Raw genomic sequence first — 12,407 nt, forward strand, 5'->3', positions numbered from 1 at the left:
CCATGGCAATCCAGCAAGGCCCGGCGCGCAAGGTCCGGGCCTTCTGTTTGTGCGCAGCCGCTGTGCCGGAACCTGTCTGGCGGCCGGGCCCTCAACGGAACTCGAACATCTTGCGGAAAATGCCTGGTGCAATGGCCGAGACCGGATTGACCGTGAGCTGCGGCGCGCTGATGTGGCCAGCGAGACGGTAGGTCACGCCAAAAAGCCCTTCGTCCGAACCGCCACCGAGGGCAAAGCCGAGCAGCGGGATCTTGCTGAACAGGTTGTTGAGCGCAAAGACCGGCACATAGGTTCCCGTCAGCGCCAGTGTCCGCTGGCCGAGATCGACCTCGCCCGTCACGGTCCCGCCGACGACTGCCCCCTGCATCAGGCCTTCCTCGACCGTGATGATTTCACCCTTGCGCGAAAACCGCAGGTCCAGCCGGTCAAACGAGGCTTCACCGGCACGCACCGACTGAGTGACCACCACCGCCCCGGAGTCACTGCGCGCGGCAACGGGCAGTTCGGCCAGCTTCCGGATCGCCGGATCTTCAGTGATCGACAGGTTGCGCACGCCGAATGTGCCGAACCATTGGGTCTCCTCCGGCATGGAAATCAGCAAGGTACCGGTTCCCCCGCGCATGCGCGGATAGACGTCCAGAAAGCGCAGGATGGCGCCCGTATCGGCAAAATCGCCGCTGGCAGCGCGTGTGTCGCCCTTGCCGCTGATCTCGAAACGGAAGGCACCGCGGTTGTTGGTGGCGCCCTTCAGCGCCAGGGTTTCAATGCCCTCCGGGCCGCCGGTCACCGTGCCGTCCACATCCGTTGCCACAACCCCATTGAAGCCCTGCAGCCGGCCGGCCTTGATGGCTATGTCGTAGACGGTCTTGTCCTTGCCCCCTGCCCCGCCCTTCTTGTCGAGCAAGGTCTTGATCAGCCCGCGCGCGTCGAACTGGGCTCCGTTGAAAACCACCTTGTACTGGTTGCGGCGCTGCTGGGTGATCTTGAGCGAGGCAGAGTCACCGGGTCTGATCTGGAAGCCGGCGAAATCAGCCTCCCGGAAGCCGCCATCCTTGCCAAGAACCACCTCACCGCCGATGGCAACACCATCGGAGGTCAGCTGAAACTCCTTCAGGCGCCGGGTGTCACCCTGCTCACTCAAGATGAACCTGGCCTTGGCCGGCACGCCTGGCCCCTTTTCCCAGCCGATCTGCTCCAGCTTGACCGAGGTATCCGTCAGGTCGATGTCAAAGGACTGGCCACCCGGTGTTCCAGCCAGCTTCAGCACCATCTGCCCGCTGACCAGAGACCCCAGATCAATGCCGCGCTTGCCGAGTTCTTCGGCGGAGACTTTCAGCTCCACATCCTGACGGCGCTCGCCCTGGCCTTCCTCCACCGGAACCAGCAGATCAATGTTGGCTTCCAGCCCGTCGATACGGCCCTTGCCCTTGACCGCCACCTCCCTGGGATCGGCTTCGATGGCAACGTCCGCGCCGGAAATCTTGTGCCCGCGCACCGGCTGGGTAGAGGAAAATCCGCTCAGCCGGGCCGCAGCCGTCCAGTCCACATCGGCAACCGCAATGGACAGGCGCAGCGGGAAACGGGCCATCACATCGAGCTCTCCGGTGCCGCCAAAGGTTCCGCCACCCATCTGTGCCTTGTCGAGCGCGCGGAACGGCGGCCGGTTGATCAGGGTGCCGAGATCCTGCGCCTCACCTGCAAATTTCAGCGAAATATCTGCAGATTTGATGCTGCGCAGCGCCAGCTGCTGGATCGTGAAGGTGCCTTCCTCTACGGCAACAGGCTTGGCAACGCCCTCGACAATCCTGCCGTTCCGGCCGGAGACGGTCAGAACCTCGTTGTCGATGGTGATCGTCCCATCAAGCCCGGTGATCGGCGGCAAGGTGTCGAGCGGGGCCACATCCACGTCTTCAAACGTCAGATCGAGCCGCACATCGTCAGCCCCCCAGCCCGGATCCGGATGGTGCTCGTCAAAGGCAGAGGGACGAATCGAAACGTCGATGCTGGCCTTGCGGATGAGGCCCGACAGCATGTGCTTGCTGATCCAGGCCCTTGCAGGGGGCGTCAGGGTGATGGGCCAGATCTGTTTCAGCAGAGCCACCGGCATGGCGTTGACCTCGACCGCCAGCGCCAGATAGGGGCCATCATCCTTCAGATCCACCGTGCCAACTGCACTGAGGCTTGCCGGACCGGATTGCACCTGCGCCCTGTCGATATAGAGGCTGTGTGCGGACGGGTCATAATGCGCCTTCAGGTGCACCCGCTCGGCCATGATCGGGTCTTCCTGAACATCCGCAGAACCGAACACCGGATTGTCCGCGCCGATCAGGATCTTCCAGTCGGGCTGCCCGGCCGCAGGCGGCGTCACCACGCCGTCAAAGCTGATGCGTGTATTGCCCCGCACCACATGAGACGGCATCACCTGAATGCGCGGGTCTTCGCCCTCCCAGGCAAGGCCAACCGCCACTTCATCATAGCGGATCGTCGTCGTGCCGATCTGGAACCACCCGTCCACGGCACGGCCCACAAGGGTTGCCCGGTCAAACACCCCGTCCTTGTCCAGCCTTGCCGCGAACTGCAACTCCAGCGGCAGGCCAAGGCCACGGCCGGAGCGCACCTGCTCGTTCAGCGGAAAGAATTCGGCCAGCGACACATCCTTGATGTAGAGCCCGAGTTCCCGGGCGCCGGTTGCCGCATCCGTGCCGCGCCGCAGGGCCAGCTGCCAGGTGCCCATACGCCCCTCGACCGTGCTTTCGGCATAGACGGCACCCGTTGCATCCCGTCCCAGCGAAGCGTCGATGTTGTCGATAAGGCGCGGGGTCGGCCCGGAAATCTCCAGACGCCCGTCTCGGACGCGGATCACGTCAAGATTGCGGCGGCTCAGTTCCTCATCGACCAGAAGCGCAATCCGGTCAACGGCTTCCATCAGGCTGTTCATCTCCGGCATCAAGGCGGGTCCATCCCCGCCTGCCAGCGTAATACGCGGGCGCTCGATATCGAGGCTGCGAAATTTAACCTCACCGGTGAGCAGCGGCGCGAACTGCAGAACGGCTTCGGTGCGCGGCAGGAGAATGCGGCTTTCGACCTCTCCCCTGACCGTCACCCCCGCATCATCGATGACCACCTGAGGGCCGCTGGACGCAAACAGGTCCAGCCGCACCGAGCCGACGGACACATCGGCATTGACCACCCGGACGCGGGCTTCCACCAGTTCCCGTGCAAAAGGTATGGTGACCGGTCCCCAGTAGAGCCGCCCGAGTATCCCTGCAGCGGCGGCCAGCACCAGAATGCAGAGGAAACCGCAGGCACGCTTGAGCTTCCGGCCCAATCCAGACCGGCGCTCTGTCCGTATGACATGAACTTTCTGCGGTTCTTGCGGCGGAGACAGCGTTCAGAGCCTTTTCGTTTTTTCGTCCCGGGACTGCGAATCCTCCGATCCGCTGTGATACTTCATTATGCAACAAAGCCAGCCGCGAGGCGCGCCTCAAGCACCGGCAGCTGAATACCGTTCCGGATAAATCCACCGACTATGACAAGAGGAAGGCAGCATGACCGATTTGACCATTTCAGCCCCCGCACCGGACGTGGACCTGCTGCTTGGCGATGATGAGAAAGTGAAGCTTTCCAGCCTGCAGGGCAGCCCCGTGGTGCTCTATTTCTATCCCAAAGCCGACACGCCCGCCTGCACCGAAGAATGCATTGCCTTCAGCCAGGCAAAAGCTCAGTTCGAAGCGCTTGGTGCAAAGGTCATCGGCATTTCGCCGGACCCGGTTGCCAGGAACGCCAGGTTCAAGGGCAAGCACGGCCTCACCGTCGACATCGCCTCCGATCCGGACACAGCCGTCTGCCAGGCCTTTGGCGTGTGGGTGGAAAAGTCCATGTATGGCAAGACCTACATGGGTGTGGAGCGCAGCACCTTCCTTATTGCAGCCGACGGCAAGATCGCCCAGATCTGGCGCAAGGTGAAGGTCAAGGGCCACGCCGGCGCCGTGCTAGAGGCTGTGCGCGGGCTCTGAACGCAAGGCGCGGGAGCGGCACGTCCGGCGCCCCCGCCTCTTGCGAATGCTGAAAGGGCTTTTTCAGGCATGAACGGCATATTTCCATCCTCCGCGCTGGACACGCTGGCCGGGCGCGCCAATGCCATCGTGCGCACGCCGGATCTTTCGGAAAAGGTCCGCCTTGCCTATGAGACCGCCAAGCTCTGGTATGCCCGCAGTCTTGCCCTCGGCTCGCCGTCTGCGTCCGCCCAGATGCCGGACCGGCCCGGCCGGCCGGAGCGTCCGGTGCTTCTGGCCCCGCGCGACATGCCCAAGCGCAGCATTGGCGGCGAAGCGGGCAGAATCGCCCTGCTGCACTCGCTGGCCCATATCGAACTCAATGCAGTGGACCTGACCTGGGACATCATCGGCCGCTTCGTGCATGTGCCGATGCCCCGCTCCTACTATGATGACTGGGTGCGCGTCGGACTTGAGGAGGCAAAGCATTTCAGCATGCTGGAGGAGCGGCTGCAGGAACTCGGCGCTGCCTATGGCGACCTGCCCGCCCATGACGGGCTGTGGCAGGCCGCACAGGCCACCGGTCATGACTTGACCGCACGGCTTGCCGTCATTCCGCTGGTGCTGGAGGCCCGCGGCCTCGACATCACCCCGCCGATGATCGAGAAGGCCGCTGCCCTTGGCGATCATGCAACAGCCCGCATCCTCGGAATCATCTACCGGGATGAAAAGAATCACGTGGCCTTCGGTGCCAAATGGTTCCGCTTCCTGTGCGACCGCCACGGCGAACGGCCCGAACCGCGCTTCCATGAACTGGTGCGCACCCATTTCAGAGGCCCGCTGAAACCGCCTTTCAACGACCGGGCCCGCTCCGAAGCGGGCCTGACGCCGGGCTTTTACCGCCCTCTCGTCAAGCTCGCGCCTTGAGGAAAACTGTCCTGACGGCAAAGCATGAACGGCAGGAAAGGTGTTTGTTAACCTTAACCGTTTCTAATGATTCCTGACCGGGGCAGAACTCGCCCCTTCCGGATGCATGGAAAACGGCATGTCAGACTTTCCTTCAAGAGCCCGTCAGGGGTTCGGCAAGCGCAAGGCACTGCATCACGTCACCATCAGCAATGGCGAACGCACCAGGACTTTCATCATCCGTCCTTGGCTCGCCGCAGGCACCTGCCTGACCCTAGGCCTCTTCATCACCGGCTATATGGCGGCCGCTGCCTATTTCGTGATGCGCGACGACCTGATCGAAAGCCGCCTGACCCAGCGCACGCAGGAAGCTGCCGTCTACGAGAACCGCATCGCCTATCTGCGTGCCGAAATCGACCGCCTGACCAGCAGCCAGATGTATGAGCGCCGCTCCGTCGAAGGCATGATCGACACATTGCTGCAGCGGCAGAACGAGCTTCTGGATCAGCATGGCAAGGTGGCGGCGGTTCTCGACAAGGCCGCCCGCAGCGGGCTTGATGTGGTCTCCGGCCCTGCCATTCCTGCGGCCAAACCCGAACAGCTCTCGGATGCAGGCGCCTCCAGCAGCCTTCTGGCGGTCGGCGGCCCGGAAGCACCGCTGGACAATCCCTTTGCGGCCCTTGGCCTGCGCGGCAGCAGCGAAAACGTCCTGATGGACAGCCCCCTTTCTGCTTTCGCCCCCCGGCCCGCAGCGCAGGACAGCCTGACGGCCAAGCCTCTGCCGGAGCCGGAAACCTCGCGTGACGATCTGCTGGGCATTGGCGCCGCATTGGACAAGATCAGCGAAGAAAGCAATGCCGCGCTGGATGCCGTGACGCTTGCGGCCGAACATGAAATCAGCCAGCTGGCCTCCGCCGTCCGCCCCTTGGGCTACCGCGTCAGTGATCTTGCAGGCAGCATGGAAGCCGCCGGCGGCCCCTATGTGCCGCTTGCCGCGGCCACCCTGGACGACAAGATCGAGCGCGCCGAAGCAGCTCTTGATCTGCGCAACAAGGTCCGCAAGTCTGTCGGCGCCATCCCCCTCGCCCGCCCGATCGCCGCAGCGCAGATCACCAGTGATTTCGGCCCCCGCATCGATCCGTTCCTGGGTGGCCTTGCCATGCACACCGGCATCGATTTCCGCGCCCCTTACGGCACGCCCGTGCGCGCCACGGCTCCGGGCACGGTGATCACCGCCTCCTATCAGGGCGGCTATGGCCGTCTGGTGGAAATCGAACATCCGGACGGGCATCTGACCCGCTACGCCCACATGAGTGCCATCACCGTCGCCGTGGGGGATGAGGTGCGCGCCGGCGATCAGGTCGGCCGCCTCGGCAACACCGGCCGATCCACCGGTCCGCATCTCCATTACGAAGTGCGGCGGGACGATGAGGCACTTGACCCCATGACCTTCGTCCGCACCGGAGACAGGGTCTCCAAGCTGCTGAAGCGTTAGTCTCCACCTCCTCGCGATATCAACAAAAACCCCGCCGGACCATGCCGGCGGGGTTTTGCAGTCTTGCAGTCCGTATGAATCGGCTCAGTCGATGTCCGAGACCTCGGCATCCTTGCCGCCGAAGACACGCTGCGCGAGAGCGGCTTCGATGAAGTCATCGATCTTGCCGTCGAGCACATCCTGCGGCGAGGAGCTTTCCACGCCCGTGCGCAGGTCCTTCACCATCTGATAGGGCTGCAGAACGTAGGAGCGGATCTGATGGCCCCAGCCAATCGAGGTCTTGGTAGACGCCTCGGCGTTGGCCGCCTCTTCGCGCTTCTGCAACTCGGCCTCATAGAGGCGCGCCTTCAGCATCGACCATGCGGTTGCGCGGTTCTTGTGCTGGGAGCGGTCGTTCTGGCACTGCACGACGATGCCGGTCGGGATATGCGTGATGCGCACGGCCGAGTCGGTGGTGTTGACGTGCTGGCCGCCGGCACCGGAGGCACGGTAGGTGTCGATGCGGCAGTCGCTTTCGTTGACCTCGATATCGATCGAGTCATCGATCACCGGATAGACCCACGCGCTGGCAAAGCTGGTGTGGCGGCGCGCCTGACTGTCATAGGGCGAAATGCGCACCAGACGGTGCACGCCCGATTCGGTCTTCAGCTTGCCATAGGCGTTCTCGCCCTTGATGAGCAGAGTCGCCGACTTGATGCCGGCTTCTTCGCCATCATGGTATTCGAGAAGCTCTACCTTGAAGCCACTGCGTTCCGCCCAGCGGCGGTACATGCGCAGGAGCATGCTGGCCCAGTCCTGACTTTCCGTGCCGCCGGCGCCCGAGTTGATTTCCAGATAGGCGTCATTGCCATCGGCTTCGCCGGACAGCAGCGATGCCATCTGCAGCTTCATCACCTCGGCCTTGAGGCCGCGCATTGCCGTTTCGGCTTCCTCGACCACGGCATTATCGCCATCCGCGCTGCCAAGCTCGATCAGCTCGATGTTGTCTGCAAGATCCGATTCGAGGCGGCGCACGCCGGTAATGCTATCTTCCAGCTGCTGACGCTCACGCATGAGCTTCTGCGCCTTGGACGGGTCATTCCACAGCGTGGGATCTTCAGACAGGGCGTTCAGTTCATCCAGACGGACCAGAGCGTGATCCCAGTCAAAGATGCCTCCTCAGCAGGCTTATGGCCTGCTTGATTTCGTCGACGATGCCTTCCATCTCGGCGCGCATCGGATACCTCTCAAAGCTGGTTCAGGAATGTCGCGGCCACCGCCTCGTTGCCGGGGCAGTGGCCGCAAATCGGGGCGGAGACTAACGGCGCAGGCAAGCCATGTAAACAGCTAGCCGCGCAGGCAGATCTCCGGAAGGGTCAATAAAGCCCGCCAGTGCCGGTCATAACGGCAGCGCCTGCCTCCGGAGAAACGGTGCGCGGTACGCCCATCTCGTCCTCGAAGCCGATGACCGAGTAAGTGTCCGGCGGGGCAGTGCCCGGCTTGAAGGACTCCAGAATGGTGCCTTCGGCCCCGGCAACCGCACGCATGCCGGTGTGCCGGTTGATCGGGATCAGCTGCAGACCCTTCGGAACACGGAACTCGACCGGCGGGCTGCCCGCCAGCGCTTCCTTCATGAACTCGGTGAAGATCGGCGCAGCGACAAGGCCGCCCGTCGCACCGCGTCCCATCGGCCGCGGCTGGTCGTAGCCGATGAAGACGCCGACCGCGAGATCCGGCGTATAGCCGACGAACCAGGCGTCCTTTTCCTCGTTGGTGGTGCCGGTCTTACCGGCAACCGGGCGGCCAACTGCACGCACGCTGGTGGCGGTGCCGCGCTGAACCACGCCTTCCATCATCGACGTGATCTGATAGGCCGTCATCGGGTCGAGCACCTGCTCGCGCTCGTCGATCAGCTCAGGCTCGGCCTGACCGGTCCAGTCATCGGCATCACAGGTTTCGCAAATGCGGCTGTCATGCTTGTAGATGGTGCGGCCGTAACGGTCCTGGATGCGGTCGATCAGCGTCGGGGTCACCTTACGGCCGCCATTTGCAAGGATCGAATAGGCCGTGACCATGCGCAGCACGGTAGTCTCGCCTGCGCCCAGCGACATGGAGAGAACAGGCATCATGTTGTCGTAGATACCGAAACGCTTGGCATATTCGGCCACCAGCGGCATGCCCATGTCCTGCGCAAGGCGGATGGTCATGAGGTTACGTGACAGCTCGATACCCGTGCGCAGGGTCGAGGGGCCATAGAACTTGCCGCCATAGTTCTGTGGGCGCCAGGTTGCCTGCCCGGCTTGCGCCAGCTCGATGGGGGCATCCAGAACCACGCTGGACGGGGTGTAGCCATTGTCGAGTGCCGCCGCATAGACGAAGGGCTTGAAGGACGAGCCGGGCTGGCGCCAGGCCTGCGTCGCGCGGTTGAACTCGCTCTGGGCAAAGCTGAAGCCGCCAACCAGCGCCAGTACGCGGCCGGTGAACGGGTCCATCGCGACCAGCGCACCCGAAACACGCGGAATCTGGCGCAGCTGGTAGCGGCCGCCGTTCTTCGGAATTTCGACGTAGACCACGTCACCCGGGTTGAGCACGTCATTGACCGAGTTGGGGGCGCGGCCGGACACGCGTGCCCACTTCATGTCATCCAGCTGCAGCGTTGCCGTCTCGCGCTCCGGCTCAAGGGCACCGCTGACAAGCCTGCGCGGCTGCAGGCCAACCTGCGCCGTCTTCTGACCAGCCTCCAGCACAACAGCAAGACGCCACTCCGGCAGATCCGAAAGGGCTTCCACCTTGCCAAGCTCAACGCCCCAGTCACCTGCGACAGAGATCGTCGTCACCGGCCCGCGCCAGCCGCCGCCGCGCTTCTGGTCGAAATCCAGAAGGCCGTTCATCAGCACCTTGCGGGCTATCACCTGCATCTTCGGGTCCAGCGAGGAGCGGACCGAGAGACCGCCTTCGTAGAGGCTGTTCTCGCCATAGATCGATGCGACCTGGCGCCGGACCTCTTCCGTGAAGTATTCCGCAGCAAACAGCTGGGAACCGGTTTCACGCGGCTTCACCGTCAGGGGCTTTGCCTTGGCAACCTCGGCATCGGCCGCGCTCACATAGCCGTTCTCGACCATACGGTCGATCACCCAGTTGCGGCGCTCGATGGCGCGCTCGCGGCCACGGAAGGGATGGTAATTGTTCGGCGCCTTCGGCAGCGCCGCCAGATAGGCGACTTCCTCAAGGCTCAGCTCATGCACCGACTTGTCGAAATAGACGAGCGAAGCTGCCGCCACACCATAAGCGCCAAGGCCAAGGTAGATCTCGTTGAGATAGAGCTCAAGGATCTCGTCCTTGGTGTAGGCCTGCTCGATGCGCAGCGACAGGATCGCTTCCTTGATCTTGCGGTCGACCGACAGTTCGTTGGTCAGCAGGAAGTTCTTGGCAACCTGCTGCGTGATCGTCGAGGCGCCTTCAGGGCGGCGGCCGGAGCCGAAATTCTGCACGAAGCGCACCACGGCACGGGCAATGCCCTCCGGGTCGATACCGACGTGGCTGTAGAAATTCTTGTCTTCCGCCGAGATGTAGGCTTCCTTCAGGATGTCCGGCATGGCCTGGATCGGCAGGAAGAGGCGCCTCTGCTTGGCATATTCGGCCATCAGGCTGCCGTCGGCAGCATGCACGCGGGTCATCACCGGCGGTTCATAGTTCTTCAGCGCCGTATAGTCCGGCAGGTCTTCGCCCAGCTTCTCCAGATAGATCCAGACGCCGGCCGCGACCAGCAGTCCCAGCACCGTACCGATGCCGAACAGATAACCGAAGAACTTGATCAGAAATTTCATGCCTTGGGCTCGCTTCTTCCCGGCCAGAGTGCCGCTGCCGGTCCCCCTACCACATTCCGGGCAGGCAGGACACAGGAGCAGACACAAATCCGGGTTTACCTCGGGACCTTAGTCGTCGAGCAATATGGCGATGCTGAGGCACCGGCAAGCGCAGGCAGGCCCTGCGGCGCAATTACTTGACCTTTGTCCCCGCCGCAGTCTCTCCAGCCGCCCCCTTGTCCATCGCAAAGCGCGGCTGGAAGAAGGCCTCGATCGCGTCCGCAACAGCGGTTGCCGTGCGCTCACGCCACTCCTGCGAAATCAGCAGCTTCTCGTCCTGCTCGTTGGAGAGATAACCAAGCTCCACCAGAACGGACGGCACGTCATGGGCTCTGAGCACCATGAAACCGGCGGAGCGCTGCGGATTGTTGATCAGCTTCACCGCGCTTCTCAGCTCTTCCACGAGGATCTTCGAGAAATGGCTTGAAAAGATCTTGGTTTCCCGCCGGGCGAGATCGACCAGAATATCGGCGACTTCAGCGGGCTCCTCACTCAGTTCCACCCCGGCCAGTACATCCGAATGGTTTTCCGAGGCTGCAATCTGGGCTGCCAGCGTATCCGACGCCTTTTCGGAGAGCGTGTATACCGTGGCGCCGCGCACCTCTTCCTTGTAACTGCGCACCGAGTCCGCATGGATCGAGACAAAGAGATCGGCGTTGTGGCCGCGGGCAAACTGCACCCGCTTGCGCAGCGGCACGAAAGTGTCGTCCTCACGGGTCATGAAGACCGTGTAATGGCCTGTGTCTTCCAGTTTCTTTTTCAGAACCTGCGCAAAACTCAGAACCACTGCCTTCTCCAGCGTGCCATGCACGCCGATGGCGCCCGTATCAATGCCGCCATGGCCAGGGTCCAGCACAACGACAGGCTTGGTCTTGCCCGCCGATGAGGTCAGTTTGTTTGCCTTGGGCGCAGCCTGCTGGCCATCCGCCACCAGAGCGCTGAGCGGCTGATGGGTGCGCTCGGCCTCGGCGAGAAATTCCTCACGGCTGGTCTTCACAAGATCGACAACAAGCCGGGCCGGCTGGTCTTCAATGGCTTCCAGAACGAAACTTTTGTCCACCTTGGCCGGTTCGGTAAGGTCCAGCACGATCCGCGCCTTTCCCTTGGCGAACACACCGTAGCGCCAGCTCCGGATCAGACCGCGCCCGTCCGTGCCCGAACCTTCGGGCAGCTTGAACTCCATGGAAGGCAGATCAATGATAACCCGGTAGGGATCGGCGAGGTTCGAAACGATGAAAGGCACCTGCCCCTGCAGATCCAGAACGAATCGTGTCCGTGTTTCGTCCCCGGCAATCCGGGCATCCGTGGCAGCAGAAGACAGATCCGGGGCAACCGGCAAGGTCTCCGCCCGAACCGGAGCGCTTGCGGCCACGGCAGGCAAAGCCAGAGCGGCGGCAAGCATCACCCTCGCCGCGGCACGGCGCAGCGCAGGCAATACAAAATCGCGCAAACCTCTGCGGGCCACGGGCGCCTTCCGCTCGCGGCCTGGCAGAAAGACAGGCAAACTCTGCTGCAATCTGACTGGCAATCCTCTACTCCGGTCCTGTTTGCGGGCTCGGATGCGGCACCTGCCGCGCTCTTTAATCCCTCCGGTGGCGTGCCGTCAAAGGACGGATCCTGATGCAATGACCCTGCCGGCGGATGGTTAACTCCGTGCTAACGGCCCTAGCCGCCACTTGCAAGCTGGCAGAGATGATTTCCGTTGCTTGCCAAGGCGCTTGCTGACCCGTAAAAGAAGAATACGGATTTCGGTTTGCAGCCGATACTGCCTCAGATGATGGGAAGAACAGTCTTTCCACATGTCTTGGCGGCTTTGCCGGACGCGCGGCGCGGAGTGGAGGCCATTTGCCCCGGCCGCGGCGCCCGGCGTTAAGAGACGGCGAAGCATTGGGCGGTATTAGGTGTGACGGGTGCGGGCTGTCCCTGGACAGTCTGGAATTGGCCGGACCAGAAGGCAGTGAGCAGGCTTCTATCCTGCACGCTCCGCCCGAAGGGTGACCAGAGTGACCTGTCATGGTTCAGGCCCCAAGGCCGGGCTGCATGCCCCATCCGTGAAAACAGAAGCGCCTCGCAGGCGGCCATCGGGCCTCTTGCGGCAGCACTTCGCGGTGACAACAGTTTAATCAAGGGCAGGCGTTGCCTTGAAGCACAGCGCGATGCAGGCGG

Annotated in this window: 7 protein-coding genes; 3 read left to right on the plus strand and 4 right to left on the minus strand. The window is 62.9% G+C overall.

The features are described 5' to 3' along the window. Nucleotides 1–91: 91 nt before the first annotated feature. Entirely contained in the window at nt 92–3,328 is a 3,237-nt protein-coding gene (locus ASC48_RS14530) for a YhdP family protein (RefSeq protein ID WP_055456455.1), read from the minus strand. A 220-nt stretch (nt 3,329–3,548) separates the two neighbouring features. Here ASC48_RS14530 and ASC48_RS14535 point away from each other — a divergent pair, with 220 nt between their 5' ends. The 3 genes from ASC48_RS14535 (at nt 3,549) to ASC48_RS14545 (ending at nt 6,396) form a co-directional block, all read left to right on the plus strand. After that, the gene (locus ASC48_RS14535; RefSeq protein WP_055456456.1) at nt 3,549–4,016 is read left to right on the plus strand and encodes a peroxiredoxin; all 468 of its coding nucleotides are present in this window, start codon (nt 3,549–3,551) and stop codon (nt 4,014–4,016) included. A 69-nt stretch (nt 4,017–4,085) separates the two neighbouring features. Further along, entirely contained in the window at nt 4,086–4,922 is an 837-nt protein-coding gene (locus ASC48_RS14540) for a ferritin-like domain-containing protein (RefSeq protein ID WP_055456457.1), read from the plus strand. A 118-nt stretch (nt 4,923–5,040) separates the two neighbouring features. Further along, on the plus strand, nt 5,041–6,396 hold the full coding sequence (locus tag ASC48_RS14545) for a M23 family metallopeptidase (protein WP_072242643.1): 1,356 nt from the start codon (nt 5,041–5,043) through the stop codon (nt 6,394–6,396). 84 nt (nt 6,397–6,480) lie between these two features. Here ASC48_RS14545 and prfB read toward each other — a convergent pair. The 3 genes from prfB to ASC48_RS14560 form a co-directional block, all read right to left on the minus strand. After that, nucleotides 6,481–7,612, minus strand: a protein-coding gene (prfB, locus tag ASC48_RS14550) for a peptide chain release factor 2 (protein ID WP_141658972.1) whose coding sequence is annotated in 2 segments (ribosomal slippage) — nt 6,481–7,542 and nt 7,544–7,612 — 1,131 coding nt in all. Because the reading frame shifts where the segments join, the coding sequence is not laid out codon by codon here. Between the two features lie 139 nt (nt 7,613–7,751). Beyond that, entirely contained in the window at nt 7,752–10,202 is a 2,451-nt protein-coding gene (locus ASC48_RS14555) for a penicillin-binding protein 1A (protein ID WP_055456460.1), read from the minus strand. Between the two features lie 172 nt (nt 10,203–10,374). Next, entirely contained in the window at nt 10,375–11,706 is a 1,332-nt protein-coding gene (locus ASC48_RS14560; protein WP_244270070.1) for an N-acetylmuramoyl-L-alanine amidase, read from the minus strand. Between the last annotated feature and the right edge of the window lie 701 nt (nt 11,707–12,407).

It is taken from the genome of Pannonibacter indicus (assembly GCF_001418225.1).
Lineage (GTDB): Bacteria > Pseudomonadota > Alphaproteobacteria > Rhizobiales > Stappiaceae > Pannonibacter > Pannonibacter indicus.

Bases quoted from the DNA above. Each gene is read 5' to 3' on its own strand.
- ASC48_RS14545 (WP_072242643.1), top strand. From the start codon at position 5,041: ATGTCAGACTTTCCTTCAAGAGCCCGTCAGGGGTTCGGCAAGCGCAAG.
- ASC48_RS14540 (WP_055456457.1), top strand. From the start codon at position 4,086: ATGAACGGCATATTTCCATCCTCCGCGCTGGACACGCTGGCCGGGCGC.
- ASC48_RS14535 (WP_055456456.1), top strand. From the start codon at position 3,549: ATGACCGATTTGACCATTTCAGCCCCCGCACCGGACGTGGACCTGCTG.
- ASC48_RS14555 (WP_055456460.1), bottom strand. From the start codon at position 10,202: ATGAAATTTCTGATCAAGTTCTTCGGTTATCTGTTCGGCATCGGTACG.